This is a genomic window from Nostoc sp. CCY 9925, from assembly GCF_963920935.1.
Taxonomy (GTDB): Bacteria; Cyanobacteriota; Cyanobacteriia; order Cyanobacteriales; family Nostocaceae; genus Nostoc.
Genome location: NZ_CAWUDO010000115.1, coordinates 1 through 20643, shown reverse-complemented (window position 1 = coordinate 20643; position 20643 = coordinate 1). Strand labels below are relative to the sequence as shown.

The following is a 20643-nucleotide window of genomic DNA, read 5'->3' as shown; positions in this document are numbered from 1 at the left end:
TCCTACTTATCCTGACTGATTTTCGCCTTCTTTGCAAAAAACTGGGATGCTCCCGTTATTTCCTTATTACACCGTGCCTTCAATGCCAGACAAAGAAGCCTATCGCTGAATCAAAACGATCTAATCAAATTAGAGCAGGTTGAATCAATACTATCGAAAATAGGAAAGTTCAATGCTGCTAGTTTCCGTTCTAGTCGGCTGCCTTTATTGAATTTGCCAGATGAAATCTTGTCTGTTTTGCGACGAGGTGAAATTGAATATACTAAAGCCCAAGCGATCGCACGAGTTAAATCAGAACAACAGCGTGCTGAAATGCTCAAGATAGCAATTGCAGAGAACTTATCTTTAAGCGAAATCAAAAGGAAAGTTAACGAAATCCAATCTCAATCTAAGACTAACTTAGACAAACTTATATTTGAGCGTTTTAATAAGCTAAACAAGCTCCTACACAAGAAGAACTCTTTAATTAATAGTCAAGATAGAATTAGAGTTATTCAACTTTTAGATGAGTTGGAGAAAATTGTTGGTATCGGTTAACTTATAGTCACATATAACTTAATATTAAAATAGTTATATATAACGACTTGTAAAATCCACTTGACTTAGTTATCAAGCAGATAGGAGATTATAAGAATAATAAAACTAGTATTTTTACTAGTTTGGCTCGGTAGAATCAGTCTACATAAATATTCTAGAGTTTAGGTTTACTACTGCATAAATAAATTTTTCATTTGTAAATAGTAATTTCTGATTAAGGAAGTGTCAATTTAACTTCTTTAAAATAAGTTACATACATCAATAGCTAAATTTACACATAACTAATACTGTACAAATGATTTTTTACTTTTCGCTACCATGAAACAACATATCAAGCTGAAGTTAAGGCAGGAAGCTGAGATAGAAGTCAATTATTGGGAAAATTTCCTCAACGATAAAACTCATGCTATAACTACTATTCATTCTGATGTTGACAAACTATTCGCTAAATATAGATTACCTATTTGGGTTACTAGAGAATATAGACCAGCGGGAAAAATCTGGAATCAGGCAGAATTAATTCATGGTTTAAATCGAATTTATCGATTAATTTTGCAAGAAGATGCAGATATTCCTTTACAACTCATTCAAGAAATATCTGTACTCTCAATAGTAGAAGAAGTCAAGATAGGAGAAATAGTCTCAATCCCAATCCCGTCACCAAAAGCAACAGCAATGAGTGCTGAAACTGACTGGCGATCGCGTCAAGCAATTTATCTGGAAGCAGCACATGAATATACTCAAGGAGATCCAAACATTGTTGTTGCAGTTTTAGATACAGGTATCAATCTGAATCATCCAGAGTATCAAGATTCTCTATTACCAGGATATGACTTTGTAGATATTATTGACGGTGCAGGTAAGTTTGTCGGAGATTTCTTAGGTGCAGATGATGTTCCTGATGATGAAGTAGGACATGGAACTCATGTAGCTGGAATCATTGGAGCTAAAGGGTTGGGAATGCCTGTAGGAGTCGTACCAAAATGCAAACTCTTACCTGTCCGAGTCCTCGGTGCGATGGAGAAAAACGGCAGACGGGTGGGAGCAGGCTTAGTAGACAACATTAATGCAGGGATTAAATGGGCAGTGGATCAAGGTGTCCAAGTGATCAACATGAGCTTGGGGATTCCTCATACTGGCGGTGGTTTACCCCATGAAGAAGTCGTCAATTATGCCAAAGAAAAGGGAGTGACGATTGTTGCTGCTTCCGGTAATGATGGGCAAGAACAGTTATATTATCCCGGTGCGCTACCTCATGTTATTGCAGTGGGAGCTGTTGATGAAACAGGTGCGATCGCTAAATTTTCTACTTATGGCAAACAAGTAAGTTTAGTTGCACCAGGAACCAATATTTATAGTACCTATTTACATAACGAATATTCGTTCTCTACGGGTACTTCCCATGCCTCACCCTTCGTTGCTGGAGCGGTAGCACTATTGAAGTCTTACGCCTTAAAAAAGCGAGGGAAAACCATATCAGACGAGCAAATAAAACACATCTTGAAGCATACTGCTGACAAGCTAGATCAGCGATTTAAAAATCGCAAGGCTGGTTTTGGCAGACTAAATCTAATCGACGCACTCAAACTATTGGACTACAAATTAAGCTAAAGGAGATGAATAATGGAGTTGAAAAAAGGCGATCGAGGTGAACAGGTTAACATTTTACAAAGTTACCTGCACTTTTTAGACTTTTACAAAAAGCCTCTAAGTAGTATTTTTGATGATGACACTGAATCAGCAGTTAAAGAATTTCAAGAAGAAGTCAAACTCCAAAAAGATGGCATTGCTAGTGAATTAACCTGGAACAGCATTTTTCTGAGAACCAGTGAAAAAGTTTATGATACTGCAAAGACCATAGCTAATGCCAAGTCAGAGATTGACCAAGCCAAACAAACAACCAACTCAGAGATTGAGCAAACCAAGCAACAAGCGATAGCTACTGCTAAGTCAGAGATTGACCAAGCCAAGCAAACAACCAACTTAGAGATTGAGCAAACCAAGCAACAAGCAGTAGCTACTGCCAAGTCAGAGGTTGATCAAGCCAAACAAACAGCCAACTCAGAGATTGAGCAAACCAAACAAGTAGCCAACTCAGAGATTGAGCAAACCAAACAAGCTGCCAACTCAGAGGTTGAGCAAACCAAGCAACAAGCAATAGCTAATGCTAAGTCAGAGATTGACCAAGCCAAACAAGTAGCCAAATCGGAGATTGAGCAAACTAAGCAAGCTGCCAAGTCAGAGATTGACCAAACCAAACAAGTAGCCAACTCAGAGGTTGAGCAAACCAAACAAGCTGCCAAATCGGAGATTGAGCAAACCAAGCAAGCTGCCAAGTCAGAGATTGAGCAAACCAAACAAGTAGCTAAGTCAGAGATTGAGCAAACCAAGCAACAAGTGATTAATACTGCCATATCAGAAGTTGAGAAAGCCAAGCAAAGTGCTGTAGAAACGGCAAAGTCAGAGGTTGAACAAGCCAAACAACAAGCTGTACAAGCGGCTAAAGAGCAAGTTCAAAAGGCGGCGATGGAAGCGGATAGGGCGCTTAAGCAAGATAATGATGCGGCACTACAAGCGGCGATCGCTCAAAAGGAAGCAGCTAAAGCTCGTGCAGCTGCTGCGGTTGCTAAGGCTAGGTATTATACGACACTTGTTAATTGGAAGGTAGTTGAAGCAAAAGCTGCAAGCGACAGAATTAAAAAAATCGCCAGCGAAATTGAAGGTTTTGTTGCCCAAGGAGAAAACGCTGATTCAATTAAAAAGGTCCAATCTCAAAGCCAACAACTATCTAAAAATACTGATGAGGCAATTGAGAAAAATACTACTCTAATTAATAATGCTGAAAAAGCAGCTAGCGATGCTGAACAACAAGAACAACTGGCTCAAGATGTTGCAGATGTCGCACCAGTTGAAGATACACCCGATGGAGTGAAAGACTCGGCAGATAGAGCTAAACAGGCTGCAACCGAAGCTCAAAGAATTGCCAGGGAAGCAAAACAGTATGCAGACAAAGCTGAAGAGCAAGCGAAACAAGCCCAAGGTGCTTATCAAGCTGTCATTGAAAATACGCAAAAAGTGATAGGTATTGACAATCAAATTACCGAGTTAGGAGAAAAAGTAAAAAAACTCGTTGTACCTGGAGAAAAACCTCAAGAGCCTACTACCATTGACCCTCTGAACTGGAAATCTATTGAAGAACTTTTCCTTAAACAAAAAACAGCCTCTTCATCTTCAGTAGATACTCCTAAAGAGCAAAACGGAGCGGCTGATAAATTCCAGTATGAAAACTGGTCAGACTTAAAAGATATTTTTGGTCTGAATACTCCGCAGAAAAAGAATGTGTGAATCACATTCAACAAATGATTAAAAATAGAAATTAATTTACATTACAAGGATTAAACAAAAGCTATGGTATTTACAGAGACAAAAACAAACGACACAGCCACGACTAATGGCTCCCAAGGCTGGGCAGTAGACAAAGTGCTAAATATCAGACAGCTAACAGACATTGATGTTTATGCACAAGAAGCACTCAAGGCAACAGAAAATTGGATCGTAAATGACAAGTGGGCAGAGTATAAACAACAAAAAAATTCTGTGCATAATTTGGGACAAACAGCGAAAGATACCCTGCCTAAATACCTCTCAATTGAAAAAATTGATGAGTTAACGAAAAAACTAGATAATAGCGGTCTGGAAGATATTCCCCGAACCCTGTTATCAAACTCCGAAATTTATGCATTTATCCTGCTGCAAGCCACCGAGTCAGTGAATTCAGATGATGTTGCTGGTTTATCTAGTGCAGTGCAGTTGCGGGTGTCTGATTTGCCAAAACGATATTTGTTGGCAAGGATATTGGCAGAGGTAACAAGCGATTTACAAGTCAATATTAATCCTACACAGAAACGAATAGTTGAGCTAACCCTAGAAAAAGGAATCGATATTCGCGCCGGACAAGTGCGGTCTTCCGTTAAAAAACTCTTGGAAATTTTAGAACGGGAGAAAAATATTCCTGAATATCTAGAAAAATACATCAATGAACGTAGTGCGCTACCAAATGGTTCATTTAATACAACTATTAGGCAATTGATGGTTGATTATTTGATTACATTGGGTGTTAATTTTACCACTAGTAAGCAAGGTAAGACACCTGAAGAACTTTTTAAAACAGGGAGTTATGATGAATATTTTGTTCTTGCATATCATGAAGCCCTGAAAAAAATTGCCGTCGCAGATGATCCTATAGACACAGCACGCATTAAAGGCGGTGAAGTCACCTGGAATTTTACCGTTGATTCCTTTGATGCTATCGATCGTCAAGGCGTAATTCCTGCCAATATTAAAGCCGCAGGAGCATTAGACTACATCTTTAATATTGGTGAGCGGATGCGTGTCTTTGATGTAGCTAATGCACTAGTGCTGCGTTGGGCTAGTGGAATGCTTGATATCCCTGAAGGCAAGACTGCTAGCGCACTCTACCGCTTTCATAAACTACGTAATGAACGCAACACCCCCGCAGAGCGTGCTATGCTTTACAAACGGGTACTGAATAAAGGAAATGGAAAACTGCTGTCTAAAATGGTGGTAAATGAAGCATTTCCCATGCTTTGGCATCAATTAATGGCAGAGGTAGCAGAATATATCCGTAAGTCAGAACGTAGCAAAGATGTCTGGGTGTCGAAGTCGCCTCTTTTCCAAGCTACCAAAAACTTGCAGTATAACCTCACCGAGCATATGACTGGTATGTCTCATGTGCAGGTGACAGAAGACTATGCCCACTTACAAGAAGCTTTAGAGATTCTGCGTTCTGAGGAAATTCTCAATAGTTTTGGTGGACGACGTAAGAGCCTTTGGAGTGTAATTGAGCAGGTTGCTAAAGAAGACCTAAATGCTATGGTAGCAACGGCTACACTGAGAACAATAGCTGTAGAGGGCAACAAGATTTTTCAATGGATTGCCGGCTTTGAATCGGAAGGTGCTGTGCGCCAAGCAGATTTTGACACTTTACTAAGTGCAGCAGAATCTTGGATTATTGCCCAAGCATCAATGGAGACAGGTAGTAATGGCAAGTTCCTACCGCAAGAATCTGCTAGTCACTACAAAACCAATACTGCACATAGATCCCTTCCCAGAGGTCGAGACACAGTGAAACCGAAGAGAAAAGGTAGCGATGGTGATTTTGATGATTGGGATGTTTAATCTGATTCATTGTATTGACAAGCATTGAGGAGTATTTTAATCATGTCCGATCATCAAACACTTAAAGACCAAGCTCGTAGTAAGACCAGATCCTTACTTGCCTTTTCTCAATCCTTCCGCAATCTAGAACGGGAAGAACAGATGGCACTGTATAAAGATTTGGTGGATGCTCACTATAACGACTTTGCGGAACAAAGTGGATTGGCGACCGAAATGGCGGTAGCAGGCGATTTGATAAACGAAGAAAGACACCGTAATGAACGAGTAGGTAAAGCAGGTCAAACGACGGCTGATATTTTGAGCGATACCGTAAAAAAGGTGGATTTTCCTGGATTTGTGAAAGATTTACTAAACGGTGTTTTTGATGCCAACTTAAACGCCAATATTAAACAAATGGAGGCTTTTCAAAACCTTCTCAAAGGTGCCACACAGTCACTTTCTCAGTTCGTTAATGCTATCAAAGATGATGAAGCAATGCTGCGTCTGGTAGAAACCAACAATCAGTACAAACTCAAGATAGTGCAAGCCCAGCAATCGCAGGATGGCAAACGGTCACGTAGCAGCAGACGCACTACTCAGGGTGGAGCTAACCAAGCTGGAGCTAACCAAGCTGGAGCTAACCAAGCTGGAACTAACCAAGCTGGAACTAACCAAGGTGAAGAACGGAGATCTGTCCTTCTGGATCAGAATGGCAAAGAAGTCAATATGAATGATAATGCCATCCAGGCCAAGATTTTAGATGCCAAGCTGGCGATGGCGAAGGAACGTCGAACCATGCTGCGGGAAACGATCTTAATGGGTGTGTCTCGTTTGGTAGTTGAAAAAGGGACAATTCGAGCCAAGGTCAATTTCACAATTAATGCCGATGAAGTAACTACAAACAAGGACACGGCTAACGTAGATCAAACCAATGCGTTTAGTGCTGGTTGGAGTGCTGGGATATTTGGTGGCCCATCCGGAAGCTTCAGCCATAGCACCAGCAAAATCACCGTTGCCTCTTCCGAAACCACTAAAGGAACAGATTCGACTACGGAAATGGAAGGATTTGTCGAGATTCAGTTCAAATCCGACTACTTCAAGCTGGATAACTTTAGGGAAACTTTTGATTTGGGTCAGGGACAGGTTGCCCAAGTTCCAGCAGGCGCGGCACAACAGCCACAACTACAGCCTCAAGCGGCACCAGCTGCTCCTGTGCAAACTGCTCCTCAAGTTTAAGGTCAAGCTATGGCACTGGCAATTCTACGATTTTTAGAAAGTGATAGGGCAAAAAGCCGATTTCAGGTCGATTTGGGGACAAACCAGTTCTACACCTATGGGATTGGCGGTGATAAGGTGCAGCAGGTTCATGGTTTAACAAAGCTGCAAGACCCCATTTATACATCGCCTTTAATCGGCCCCCTACCAGAAGCAAGTCTGGGGCGAACCATCTTAGAAGTCTCCAACAACAAATTTGATCGCCAACATTGCGCTATCCAGATTACCAGCTTTCGGAATCAGCAACGGCAAGGCCCTGCTATTTCAGATATTGTCACGGTTATGAGTGTTGGTGCTAGTCCCGCTACTTCGTTCGGCTTATCAACAGCGATGGAAACAGCTATGGATAAACAACCTGTCGAGACAGTTCCTTTTCAGTATAAAGAAGTACAGCCTGTAAGCGAGGCTATGGTCGTGGGTGCTATCCTCAATGCAGTCAAGAGCGCCGCAACTCCTATTTTGGGTGTAGTCAAGAAAGCTGCAACTCCTATTTTGGGTGCAGTCAAGGGAGGAGCTAAAGCTGTTTTGGGTGCAGTTAAGGGAGGATTTGGAGGTGGTGGAATTGCTACTGTCGGCAACATAGCCAATCTGGTTGGCCCGTTACTGCCTCAGTTGGCAGGTGTCATCGGAGGACTACCCCAACTCACGGGTGGTACAGCAGGTGCTGTTCCTGGCACGGGACAACCAGGACAAGCCCTAGACAGCACTCAGATAATGAATCTCCTGGCAGCATTGCTCCAGCAAGTGGGCAGTACCACAGCCACACCTGCACAAACAGGCGTTGCACCTGCTGCTGTCCCTGTTGCCGCTCCAGGGAATGCCCTGATGCCGCAATTGACACCCGAAACTCCAGCCGCTGCAATGTCAGCAGAGACAGCATGGATTGAGCCAGCCATGAGGCGTGCGCCTGCCCCAGCGCGACCAACAATGGCAAGAGCAAAGTCATTGGCGATGTCGGCTCAAAATTATTATTCTCCTCTAGGGTATAATGCAGATGCTTATGGCTTCTCGATGTCAGAAGAAGAGGAGCCAGAGGCTTATGGTTTTTCTATGTCATCAGAGTATGCAGATTCCCTGTCAGCCGAGTATGCGGAATCGATGTTTATTCCTGCTATTGCTGGAATATTATCTGCCGTTGGGCCACAATTACTGAAACTTGCTCCAAGTTTGCTTTCGATGTTCGGCCCCCAACTGGGCAATTTGTTTGGTTCATTACTCAATCCACAGAAGGCGACATCTAGGCAGATGAGTACGATGTTGGGTCTAGATGAGCATGAAGATGGGGAAGATCAGGCGGTATTGATGGCATTGAGTCTGGCTTTGGCAGCTTCTGCTACCCCTGATTTGCTCTATCAGCGAGTCGGTGCAGTGACCCTGGGGTTTGCTGATGTTACCCCGGTGATGATGCACGGGAAGTCGCGTTTCCTCTATCGCCATGACCAGGATATTTCTTTCCCGCTCAAGTTGGAAACACCCCAGCCTGTGAGAAAAGCTCGGTTGCAACTGCTGGTGAAACATCCCAAGACGTTAAAGATAGTAGTTGAGCAAAACTATCAGATTGAAAGTGCTAGTTCTGGTGTGGTGAGTTTAGTGCCGAAAATCAGTAAAGAACAACTGAAAAAACTCGCTCCCAATCATGAGTATTTGGTTTGTGTCACCTTAGTTTGGCAGGGGAGATCCAAGAAAACCCAACAGGTCAAACGGTTGGGAACGAGTACGATGCAACTAATTACATTAGTAGGCGAATACTTGTTTGACCGGGTTGAAGGGACAGGTGAAACTGTACCGTTGAATGATGTAGAACGCTTCCGTCCTTACTGGCACAAAGTTTGGCAAGGTGATTTCACCGAAGATGTGCGGCGGATGAATTTTGAATGCAAATACTATTATGCCTTGGAAACACATCGCACGGAAAATGCCCGTATGGAAACGGTGACTCAAGTCTTGGAAGATGATTTAGCGGGTCGAAAGAGTAGGCTGAAATCGGGATTAATTGTCAGTCCTTATGGGTTAAATGAACTGCTGGGGCAAGTGTTTAACCATCCCCAGTTAAATGAAGCGGAGTTGGCAGCTTTGGTGTCTTCAGAGTTTAAGGGACGGTTTAGCCATGCTGCCCGCACGGAGGTGAAATTTAGCGGCAAACCTCGGCAAACTGTGGCATTGTGGGTTTACCCAGAGTTTAAGTTGCAACAGGTGTTTTTGAAGCAGGTAGATCAGATTAATGGGAATGGTCATGTGCAGGCGTTGAAGGAACATCCGGTTTATTTTCCGATGCCTGCGGTGGCTCATTTTATTGGGGTGGGTACATAAAAGTCAGGTAAGCAGAGTCTATTCTACTTATTCATTTAATGATTCTTCATACAGCGTATAAGAAATAAGAGGAGATGAGAAAATGCCAACAGAAAACCTATCGTTTCGGGTGCCAAATCCCTATGTGTTCACTGTATTCTTTTGCGGGACTGGATCTAATAGCTTGAATGGTGATTGGGAAAGAGCAAGAGAAGAAGCAGAACAAGCGCAAATAGGTAAATATAAATTTGTACCTAAACCTTGGGATGAATTGGTTGCCACACTTGCAAACAATCATACGGGTACTGAATTTGTCGAATGGGTTATCATTGATGGCCCAGGTAGTGGTAATTTGCAAGAAGATGATAAATGGGTCAAACCAGGTAATTATCCAAAATTGTTGGGGACGCTATGGGGAGCGGGATGGAAGGAAAATGTTGACCATGCTCTTGCAATGATTAAAGGGATTTATGAATGGAAACGAACTCAACTCACCGCAGAGCAAGTTAGAGTTTTGAAAGATGCGGGTTACATTGATCAGCGATCATTTTTTCAACGCATCTTAAGTTATCCGGATCGTAAGGCCAACCCTCAAGAGTTACAGGCTCAGAAGGCAAAGATTCTGCGTAAAGGCAGATTACCTGATGTTGTCAATCTCATTGGTTGGAGCCGGGGCGCGGTTTCCTGCCATATGTTGGCAAATAAGATGTTCCAAGATACAGCACTCAGAGGTATTCGAGTTAATATTTTCGCTGTTGATCCTGTTCCAGGTTTGGGAAGATATGTATTACCCCCATCTGGTTACGATTTTAAATTAATTCCTAGCAATGTTTATAACTATGTAGCCATCTATGCACGCGATGAATACTCTATAGGTTTTACCCCTATCGTTCCTGATTTTTCCGCACAAATGCGAAATAAACCAATTATTTTGCCTTTGCCAGGTAGACACGCAACTTTAGTTGCTAATGCTGCCATTGATGGTGGAGAAGGTACACAGGATCAGGAACTTCTTGCTCCAGGAAGACTCGTTCGACATTTGGCAGAGGAATATTTGACGGCTTGGGGAACGGCTTTAAAAAATAGGCTTAACCTCTCCTTAAGAGAAGTTGACGGTTTCTACGAATCAATAGTGAGAAATAATGGCAGATATATTGCCATGCGATCCAGTACTTATACTGCCCAACAGATTCAAGGAAACGAAAGAAAAGTTGCCAAAGGGTCTGACCTGTTGTCAAAATACTTTTCTGATATCAGAGGGGCTGAATATCTCCACCCTGAAGGGCTTGCACCAGTAAATGGCTACCTTAGTTGGCATCATAAGCAGATAAGAATGCAGGTAACACCACCGATTGCTCAACAGCAATCGGTTGATAGGCTCTTTCCTCACTTTGCCTCTGGACTCAACTATGCCCTATTTAGTGAGCCTATTACCCTCAACGGTATGAAGATGATTTTCGATCAACCGGTTGGCGTTTACCCCGTAAATCTTGAATCCAAAGAGGAGGCGCGTCGCAATGGAAACTGAAAATAATCCAACATCACTAACTCCTCCTGCAACTAATCCAGTGAATTCAAGCAATCCAAACCCGCCCAAACTAGATTTATTCGATGCAGCAACAACACCCACAAAACCACCCGATCGCACTTTATTAATGCCTTTTTCCCAACTCGTAGAGGAACTCACAAATTACGAAAAACAACAAGTTGATCGCAACACAGGATTTGCCATGACGATCACGCAACTAACGGTCGATATGCCGATCGAACTCAAAGTAACTGTCAATCATGACGGAAAGGTAAACCTCAAAGGTTCACCCCCCACCCAACTGGTGAAAACCACCATCATGCCAGTGTTCCATCAAATGAGGCTAACGGTAGTGAGAGAGGATGGCGACGAATAGCAACAACCGCTCCTGGAATCTGGAAACTTTTCTCGATTCATTAATCTATGAGCTTGATAAAGCTCAAGATACCCTGTCTGTCAAGGGCATGAATCGAAAATTAACCTATACCGTGAAAGATGTCTCCCTCGACTTACAAATCTTTCCCGAATTTGACGGTGAAACAGTCCGATTCATTACCGCCCAACCAGGAGAAACAGGAGCCTCTAAAGTCACCTTTCAACTCGGTTCTATCCGCGATCACCAAATCCAAGAAGTTGCTAGAAAACCCCTCACCCGCAATGATATTTCCTTAGAAGAAGTTCCCCTAACAGAAACCGAAAAAAAGGAACTCAAAAGACTAGGAATTCGCTCTGCTGAAGACTTGCGGCGCACGATTGAAGAGCAAAATGTTGACATTGAAAAAATTACAGATAACAAAGTCGATTACCAAGGACTCGCCAATCTGATTAACCAATCCAGCCGCAAAAAATTAGCACCCACTGTTTCTAAAGCCAGCCTGTCCCAAGCTCAAGGCAAAACTATTATCACACTGGAAGGCGAGAATTTAGCGATCGCCCAGTCCCTCGATCAATTCCCCGTTGCTGCTATTAATAACGAACAGGTAGAGGTAATTTCAGCTAATCCCAAAGAGTTGAAAATCCAGGTGAATAACACTCATTTACAAGACAAAGAAAGCCAGTTAAAAATCGCCCTTGATCCCTATGCCATTGTGACAATGAATTTACAATTGCCCAATCCTTCCAATCAGCAAGAAAACTCCAATCGTCGCCCAATTAAACCCAATTAAAATTACCTATTAAAAAACTCAACTTTCTTTTCCAGGAGCTTACCATGTTTACTCCCAACTCTCGCAGTAATAATCGCCTGTTAGCTCTAGAGCAAGAACTCATGGGATGGAAGACTTCGCCCCAACAGCAGCAGAACGATTTAGAATCTGAAGAACTAGAAGCTGAAGAAGTTGAGGAAATTCCTGCCCCATACAGCCAGCAAATCAGGTTTTATGGCGAACAGCCGCAAGATGATTATGAACTAGAAGAAGTAGTGAGCGATCGCCTAATTTCATCTCCCAGGCTGAATGTATCGAGAAACCAGTCACAACCCTTTTCTTATGTAGAATTAGCTCATACCCTAAATAATCACGCCAATCAGCGTTGGCAAAAAAATCTTACCCATTTTCAAAGTCAGCAGCATGATTTAGAGCCATTAACAGACAAAAATATATTAGAACCGCCAAGATTTAGCACCTCTGCGACTGTTTCAATTCCCTATTCCCCTCAGCCCCCTGGAAAAAATATACCAATTCAAGAGAAATTATCTTTACATATTCCAGACATTCGTCTTCCAGAAGCCGACTCAGCAGAAGCTTTTGCAAGTTCAGAATCGGTGTTCTCCAGTGATGAACCGTCGTATACATCACTACTGCAAATCATACAGTCCGCTAGAAAAACTAGCCCAGGTGAGTCCGAAGCGGAAAACTCCTCCAGTGTGAAGACAATTGAAGTTGCAGCCGAGGCGATGCCTTCTCTTTCAGAGACGCTACCGCAAACGGCAACCTCTTTGACGAACGCTCCACAGAAAATAGACAACGAAGAGCTTACCAATACCTACAATTACGAGTCTGCATTGGCTTATACATCCGATGCAATGGAAGTTTTAGAAGATAACAACCAACACGAAAAAATATTGCCTGAAGATACAAACTACGTCTTTTCAGATGAGTATACTTTAGATATTTTATGAGCTAAAGCTAGAAATAATTATATTATATTTAATAGTAAATTTAAACGTAACAAGCTCATAATTTTTGATTAACTTATAAAAAACAACGCCTTGTTATTACTTTAAAAATATCCCTATCAGTATCAATTTCGTTTCCGTAATCTGTTATTTTTCATCTGATTTATTGAGGGAGTCTTCCATGTCAAATTTTCCACATTCAAACAACGGTTCACTGTTTGCACTAGAGCATAGCTTATTCGACAATAGCCTTACCAACCAGACATCTAAACAATTTACCGACGAACAAGAACAAGAGACTCCCGAAATTACGACGCAAGCCTTTGATGTTGGAGAAGCGATCACTCTAGAATATCAGGAAAATACCGAGTCTGATTTTGAGTCGATAAGTAGGCAGTATGGCGAAGAAGATACTGAACCAGAAACTTACACCAGCAGAGGTTTTGATCTGCAATCAGAAAACATCCCCACCTATGATGTAGAAGCTTTTGCAGTTGAAGATGAGGAAATACCTCTTTTAGACAACAGACGACTAGCTCAATCTCATTCCCTGTTTGCTCTAGAACAAAGTTTGTTTGCCTCTTCGAGAAAACCGCAAGCGCATCAATTTACCCAAGAAGCAGAAAATTCCGAGTCAGATGAACCTGCTTTATCAGAATCTCATTCCTTGTTTGCATTAGAGCAGAAGGTTTTAAAGCCAACTGGCGAAAACCAAACAGATTGGGAATTTGCAATTGCCCAATCTCAAACTCAGGATATAGTTACACAAGCTTTTGATTGGGATGAGGCGATCGCACTAGAATACGAAGCATCAGCCTATCCTACCGCATCTGCTTTTGACTGGATGCCCACAGATGAAAGTAGCCATAGCTTTGAGGATGAATCTTTACCTTTCCAAGTCGAGGATTTTACAGAGCAAGAATTACAACCTACACAACCCATATCACAAGTATATTTCAGTAAAGCTGCATCTGAGGATAATGGTCATCAAACAACCGACTATACAGCGCAAGCATCATACGACAACCAAGCTTACGGATTTGATGCAACACCAGATGTCGCTGCGCCAGTAGTGCAACCATCTCACCCACAGCCAGAGAAATCTGAGGTTAAACAAGATAAACCAGTTAATTATGCTGTCCCAACAGGGTACTACAACCAATCCTATGCAAATGAAACCCAAGAAAAAGCAGCAACACCTGTAGAACCAGTTTCTAGTAATAAGCAGCCTGACTCTACACCAATTCCTGTAGTTCATCCCATAGTAGCTAGTCCAGGGATAGAACCTGTTAAATCTGCGGCGGCGATGGATTTTGATTTTGATGAATTAGAGAATACGCCTGCTACAGATAGCATCTCTGAATCAAAAGCTTTTGAAGCTGATTTAGAAGCCATATTGCGGGGAGAAAAAGTTTACGAACCTTCAGAAAAGGCTCCTACACCAACAACACCCGCACATCCATCGACAGCCCAATCCTTACCGCCCAAGACATCAAACCCCCATGATATCTTTGACCAAATGGGTAGAAGTATGACTCATGCTACAGCTTTTGACCTGGGGACTTTTTCTTTAGAACAGACTTTTGATGAATTTGATCGAATGCTGGATGATGAAGAAGATACTTGGAATTCTACGCCAAAATCAGAGCCTATCCAGACAATTGATATCGTGCCAGAAACTAAAAAACCAAAACAGTTTTCTGGTTCGCTTTCAGTAGAGTCAGATCAATTCAACAGCTTACTCAAGTCTCGTATGGAATTTGAGAAGAGTAATTACGGTACATGGGGTCGTCCGCAATACAGAGATTTTATAGGTGCATTGACCTCTAACAAAGAATTGCAAGCACTAGCAGTGAAAGTCCAAGCAGCTCCTTTGCTGGCTAAAGCCTCGGAAGTATTAGGTGATGATACAGAAAAACACCCATTATTTAACAAAATCATAAATGCTACAGACACCTTAGCTCATGCAGCACCAAGGGTTGTCCTCGATACAGCAGCCGTTGTTGGGCGGTTACAAACTTTTGCTAGTGAAGTCGATGCTGCTGTCAAAGGCCAGGAAATACCTCAGTACGCAGTCTTTAAGGCAGATAGATTTAATGAGATCCTCAAAGAACGCCTACAATTTGAGAAGAGCGAGTACGGTGCATGGGGTCGTCCGCAGTACAAAGACTTCCTGAAATATTTTGACCTCGATCGAGACTTAAAGATAGCAGCCGAGCAGACCAAAGCGACTACTTTATTATCTGCCGCATGGACAATACTAGACGACGAAACACACCCATTGTTTATAAAAATTAAAGATGCTGTAGATACCTTCAGCCATGCAGAATTAGGGATTATTCTTGATACATCTGCTGTCCGTTCTCGGTTAAAAACTTTCGCCAGAGAAGTGGAAACAACGATCGAGAGTTTGGAGGCTAAAGAGACACATGGGATGGTTCTCAACATTGAAGTACCAATTTTGCCCAGTACTCCGGCTCCACGCTACCCTGAAGTTGTTCTACTTGATGAACAGAGGAAGCAATTAATTACTCTGATTAAACTGATGGGACGAAAAACAGGTGAAAAGTCTTGGTCTGAGTGGTTTAAAGAGAAGTTTGCTACTGTCAAAAATTCAATACCAACCTTAATGGAAATGGGAGCATGGAGTGGCTTGAGTGCGGTCATCAATAAGTTACTGAATGCAGGGCTAATTGGATATTCAATCATAGGCCATAGTGGCGATTTGATTACCTTTGGAGCTAACGTAGTAACCCCTTGGCAAGCGACAATAAAATTTCCTGAATTTATGAAAAAACAACTTGTACTATATCGCCTGAAGGAATATGGAGAGAAAGAATTGAAACTTTCTAGTTCTACCAGCAAAGTGATGAAGGGAATTCAAGCTACCATCAGCTCCATCGATTGGGCGGCTGTGAAGATGGCCTTCCAAGTCACTCCCTTCGGATTATTTATTAGTGCTTATTCTGGTATTAAATTCTTTGTATTGAAAGCAAAACCTTCAGTTAATGCCTACTATAAGGAGGCAAAGGATCTTATTGATGCTGCTGATACTATTTTTAGTGGTGCAGAAACGAATGAAAATAAACTGGCGATGTTGACGATTCTCCACTTGGTAGGCAAACCTGAGAAATTTGTGGAAATCATGACTTGTCACAAGGATGATGCATATAGTACTTTGGCCGGTCTAATGGATTTTTAGCTAAAAACAATTGCTAAAGCAGTTGTCGAGGGAATCACTATTAAGAATCATGAGCGATTGCCTCAAACTAAAACAAGTACGATCACTTACTCTTGTAGACTCACTTAATAAAGCCACGTAGATAATACGTTAATTTACAGCGATGGATAAAAGTTGGGTAGGTGTTTTGTTTTTTTGGGGCGATCGCATTCCTAAATAGTGAGCGCCAAGCATGTACGCGCACATAATCAAAACTAGTGTGTGAATTATGCAACACCGGATGAAAATGCGATCGCACTGTTGATCGAGTTATTAGTTTAATTATTGTATTGCACTTTTACCATTATTGAAGGCTATGACAACATATAAAATTACTGCCAATTTGTGTTTAAAAATAATCATTTCAAACCTCAACACCCCAACCCTAGTTACACAAATTTTTTCAAAATAAATATGAAATAAAGGAGCATACATTCCATGCCAGAACAAAAATCAAAAGAAGTAGCAGAAAACATACAAGATAATTTAGAAGTTCTACAATCTTTATTTCTAGGGTTACCAAAGATTCCAGAGGCACAGTCTAAAGAAGATTCTAACGTTCTCCATAACTACAAAGTTTTCAGATCTTTGTTCGGGCTTGAGGACAATTTAGGAGCCCCTTCTTTAGAGAAAACTAACGACACAATTACCTGCTCTAAAGATCCCAATGGGAATGTATCTGATTGTCAAAAGTTGCCAAATTCATCAACATCTACAAAACCTAATGGAAAAGTAGAACAGCCAACTCAAGCAGATACCAAATCAACTACGGTTTCCTCAAGCACAGTAGAAATCGGCGATCATTTGCAAAATCCCTTGGAAATTCCAGAAAATAAAATAAAAAGCTCTTCTATTCTGATTGAAAATTCTGATACCTTAAATGATGTTGATTTGGCTCAAAATAAAATTGAAAAAGATCCAACTTCAGTTTATCTAGCAACAGTTATTGAAGCTGCACAGCAGCAAGCCGAACTCGTTCTTTCTCAAACTCAAGCCGCACATCAGAAAGCCGAAATTATCTTAAATCAAACTCAAGCTCTAAAACAGCAAGCCGAACTAGTCCTCTCTCAAATTCAAGCCTCACAACAGAAAGCAGAAAGTAGCTTAATTGAAACTCAAGCTATACAACAGCAAGCTGAAATTGCTCTTACTCTAGCACAATCTATACAACAAAATGCAGAAATCAAGGATTCTGTTACAGAAAAACCACTTCAAAAGGCTGAAAAAGTACAACCAAATTCATCAAAAAAGTTACCTTCTTACTATTATCTACCAATAAAAATAAAGCAACTTTTCTATCTTTTCAAAAATTATAAATTAATCTTTATATTAATATTTATTACTATAGCTATTACTCCAATTCTATGGTGGTTTAGTAAAATCATAAAATTGCCTCAGCCTTTTTCAGGTAAATATGCTATTTATGTGGTCGATCCTATAAATGGGAGCGATATTAGTCAAGGTAATGAATCTGCTCCATTCAAAACCTTATCTCATGCGCTCAAGGAAGTGAAACCAGGAGATACATTAGTGGTAAAACAAGGAGTTATCCATGAAAATTCACAATTATCAATACCTCAAAATGTTACAGTTAAAATCTTGCCTATGGTTGCACCTATTACCATCAGTGATATTGAAAATCATTGGGCTGCTCAATGGATTCGTCCATTAATTAATAAAGGAATCATTTTAGGTTTCCCAGATGGAACATTTAAGCCAGACACTTATTTGACTCGTGCAGAATACGCTGCACTACTGAGTAAAGCTTTTCAACTACCAGAAAGTAAGAGTTATATAGAATTTAAAGACATAAAATCTAATTATTGGGCAGATAAAAGCATTCAAAATGCTAACACAAGCCAATATCTTAAAGGGTTTCCTGACAAAACCTTCCATCCTAATGATAATGTGCAAAGAGTAGAAGTAATTGCTTCTTTAGTTAGTGGATTAAAGTTAAGTACCACGAAAAACAACACAAAGCTAAATATGTATGACGATGCAAATAGTATTCCGCAGTGGTCTAAAGAAGCGGTAATAACGGCAAATTTGAATCAATTAATTATCAACTATCCTAATCCTAACAAATTAAATCCCACTAACAATGCTACTCGTGCAGAGGTAGCTGTTATGCTTTACCAAGCAATGGTATTGAAGAAAGAAATGCCAAAGATAGATTCATCTTGGTTAAATTAAACTGCTTGTTGAGAAGGGAAATTTTTCTCTAACATTTTTTGAGCTTCCATTCCAGTTTTTATCGGTTCACTAGGTCTAATTTCACCTTTATATACTCTGCGTGCTGTACTTCGAGTTAATCTTAGGACTAGCCCTTTCAAGGTGTTGTGTAATGGCTTGATTTGTAGTTTGCTCAAAAGAGGTGAAACTCTGTTGGGTGGAGAATAGAAATGTTGCTAGGGCAGGTGTTTGAGCGATTTATAAAAGAAAGTCCAGTTTCCGTAATGGTTCGTGGACTTTTAGAAAAAGCGTTATGTCCCCAAATTCTGGATGAACTGTTTGAACGTAGTGCAAAATGTGACTTAAAGGAATTGTTTGCCGCAACGGCAAGCTTATCCTTTAATTAGACTCCAGCTTCTTGATACTTGAAACAGCAGACTGGTAGTTTAGGAGATAAGAAAGGCTGCAGTTTATATGCAATGCTGTCAAAATAAGCATAATTACTTAAAGATTCTCAAGGACAAACGGCAAGCTTTTACATAAATTTTGAACTCAAGGCAAAATTATAGTTTAAATAGAGTCACGCACGAATATCTGCTCGGCAGCTTGCCGCCGCCGATGGTTGGAATTACCAATTGTTATGAGAGTGCGATCGTTTCAGTACCGAAGTAATTAAATGGTAAGATTGCCGAAAATCCCAAATTGAAGTAAAAGCTTGCCTTGAGTCCATTAGAGGTAGGTTGAGTTAATATGCTTAACACCCAAGAGTTTGATGAGTGGTGTCGCCGACTAAATTTACCAGAGGTGGCAAGAAACGTCATTTCTCAAATCCGTTCCACAGAACCAGTAAGGCAAGTAAAAGGCAACGGCGGTAACGTTAGTGGCAATTACTGTAGCCAAAAAATGGAGAAAACCCTACAATTCGAGTCACATAAAGTTGAACTACCAGGCATTGAAGAGTACGAGTATTCAGAAGATGTCTTGGAATTTTATGATCAACCCTATCGATTAACCCTAAAATTTCTCACCAAAAAAGGGAAGTTAATCACAGTCACACACGTACCAGATTTTTTCGTCATTAGACAACAATCGGCTGGTTTTGAAGAGTGGAAACCTCAAGGTAAATTAGAGAAATTATCTCTGTTACAACCTAATCGATACGTCAAAAACCAAGATGGACAATGGACTTGTCCGCCAGCTGAACAACAGGCTTTCCTTTTAGGTTGTTACTACCGGATTCGTTCTGACGCAGAAATTGATTGGATTAAGTATAGAAATCGTCAGTTTCTCAAAAGTTATGCCGAACAAAAATATCAAATCAGAAGCGAAATAGTTACTTTTATTAAAAGTCTAGTATTATCTCAACCCGGAATTACTTATTTCAAGCTACTCCAATACCAAAATATCAGCCCAGACGATATCAACGCCTTATTAGTTGCTGAAGAATTGTACATTGACTTGAGCGCGGCTCCTCTTGCCGAACCAGAAAAAGTACATATATTTCGCAATCAAGACACGGCTCTTGCTTATAGCCTAACGAGCAGTTCTCAAAACTTAACAGTGGCTAATTCCCTACAAATTATTGATGTAGCTGTTGGGAGTTCTTTTTGTTGGGATGGTCAACCGCTAACAGTGCTACACAATGGAGAAAGTAAAATTGTACTGCGGTCATCTAATTCTCTAATTCATTTAACACATTCAGAATTTGATTTATTGGTGCAGCGAGGTGAAATTGTTGGTCTAAAAGTTCCTGAACAAATAGGAATTCATCCTGAAGCAATAGAGCGTTTCCTCAAAGCAAGTCCAGAAGCTTTAGCATCAGCGAATAACCGCTATCAAATTATCGAACCTTATCTACATGGACAAAAGCGAGAAAATGAAACCGTACCCTTGCGGACTATTAGGAATTGGAAAGCCAAATTTCAAGCCGCAGAACAAAAATATTGTTGGGGCTACATTGGGTTAATAGATAATCACGCGGCTAAAGGTAATCATCTTCCGAAAATCTCACCCCTAACATGGGAATTTATTGATGAAATTATCGAATCACATTATGAGACTCTTAAACAACGTGGGAAACTAGCAGTCTATGGAGTATTAAGGCAAGAATGGGAAAAAGCTGGACGAATTGAACACATACCTAGTTATGTCACTTTTTCTTCTAGAATTAAACAGCGTTCTGGCTACCAACAGACCAAAAAACGGCTCGGTTCTCGTGCTGCTTATCAAAAATCAAACTTTTACTGGGAATTAGAATTTACCACACCTCGTCATGGGAGCAACGCGATTTTGTGAGGTCGGGTAAAAAAGTGCGATCGCTAAAACTTT

At 41.0% G+C, this 20643-nt stretch carries 14 protein-coding genes; all 14 read left to right on the top strand.

The genetic code is table 11. From position 1 onward, the window contains the following. Nucleotides 1–207: 207 nt before the first annotated feature. Entirely contained in the window at nucleotides 208–537 is a 330-nt protein-coding gene (locus ACM0OY_RS34010) for a hypothetical protein (RefSeq protein WP_414573178.1), read from the top strand. Between the two features lie 318 nt (nucleotides 538–855). Then, nucleotides 856–2148 (top strand): S8 family peptidase, encoded by a 1293-nt coding sequence (locus ACM0OY_RS34005; RefSeq protein WP_414573177.1) that lies wholly within the window; start codon nucleotides 856–858, stop codon nucleotides 2146–2148. Nucleotides 2149–2160: 12 nt separating this feature from the next. Beyond that, nucleotides 2161–3882 (top strand): peptidoglycan-binding protein, encoded by a 1722-nt coding sequence (locus tag ACM0OY_RS34000; RefSeq protein ID WP_414573176.1) that lies wholly within the window; start codon nucleotides 2161–2163, stop codon nucleotides 3880–3882. A gap of 63 nt (nucleotides 3883–3945) precedes the next feature. Beyond that, nucleotides 3946–5736: a hypothetical protein gene (locus ACM0OY_RS33995; RefSeq protein ID WP_414573175.1), complete on the top strand. Its 1791-nt coding sequence runs from the start codon at nucleotides 3946–3948 to the stop codon at nucleotides 5734–5736. A 42-nt stretch (nucleotides 5737–5778) separates the two neighbouring features. Then, nucleotides 5779–6951: a hypothetical protein gene (locus tag ACM0OY_RS33990; RefSeq protein ID WP_414573174.1), complete on the top strand. Its 1173-nt coding sequence runs from the start codon at nucleotides 5779–5781 to the stop codon at nucleotides 6949–6951. A 9-nt stretch (nucleotides 6952–6960) separates the two neighbouring features. Then, complete coding sequence (locus tag ACM0OY_RS33985) at nucleotides 6961–9300, top strand: hypothetical protein (RefSeq protein ID WP_414573173.1); 2340 nt, start codon at nucleotides 6961–6963, stop codon at nucleotides 9298–9300. An 82-nt stretch (nucleotides 9301–9382) separates the two neighbouring features. Beyond that, nucleotides 9383–10807 (top strand): hypothetical protein, encoded by a 1425-nt coding sequence (locus ACM0OY_RS33980; RefSeq protein ID WP_414573172.1) that lies wholly within the window; start codon nucleotides 9383–9385, stop codon nucleotides 10805–10807. Continuing rightward, the gene (locus ACM0OY_RS33975) at nucleotides 10797–11183 is read left to right on the top strand and encodes a hypothetical protein (RefSeq protein WP_414573171.1); all 387 of its coding nucleotides are present in this window, start codon (nucleotides 10797–10799) and stop codon (nucleotides 11181–11183) included. Before ACM0OY_RS33980 ends, ACM0OY_RS33975 begins: the two co-directional genes overlap by 11 nt. Next, nucleotides 11170–11973 (top strand): hypothetical protein, encoded by an 804-nt coding sequence (locus ACM0OY_RS33970; protein WP_414573170.1) that lies wholly within the window; start codon nucleotides 11170–11172, stop codon nucleotides 11971–11973. The genes ACM0OY_RS33975 and ACM0OY_RS33970 overlap by 14 nt, the downstream gene beginning before the upstream one ends. A gap of 44 nt (nucleotides 11974–12017) precedes the next feature. Further along, on the top strand, nucleotides 12018–12926 hold the full coding sequence (locus tag ACM0OY_RS33965) for a hypothetical protein (protein WP_414573169.1): 909 nt from the start codon (nucleotides 12018–12020) through the stop codon (nucleotides 12924–12926). A gap of 178 nt (nucleotides 12927–13104) precedes the next feature. Beyond that, entirely contained in the window at nucleotides 13105–16125 is a 3021-nt protein-coding gene (locus ACM0OY_RS33960; RefSeq protein WP_414573168.1) for a hypothetical protein, read from the top strand. Between the two features lie 456 nt (nucleotides 16126–16581). Further along, on the top strand, nucleotides 16582–18336 hold the full coding sequence (locus ACM0OY_RS33955) for an S-layer homology domain-containing protein (RefSeq protein ID WP_414573167.1): 1755 nt from the start codon (nucleotides 16582–16584) through the stop codon (nucleotides 18334–18336). A gap of 209 nt (nucleotides 18337–18545) precedes the next feature. Next, nucleotides 18546–18722, top strand: coding sequence for a hypothetical protein (locus ACM0OY_RS33950; RefSeq protein WP_414573166.1), 177 nt, complete (start codon nucleotides 18546–18548; stop codon nucleotides 18720–18722). A gap of 343 nt (nucleotides 18723–19065) precedes the next feature. Next, nucleotides 19066–20610, top strand: coding sequence for a Tn7 transposase TnsA N-terminal domain-containing protein (locus ACM0OY_RS33945; RefSeq protein ID WP_414573165.1), 1545 nt, complete (start codon nucleotides 19066–19068; stop codon nucleotides 20608–20610). Nucleotides 20611–20643: the final 33 nt, after the last annotated feature.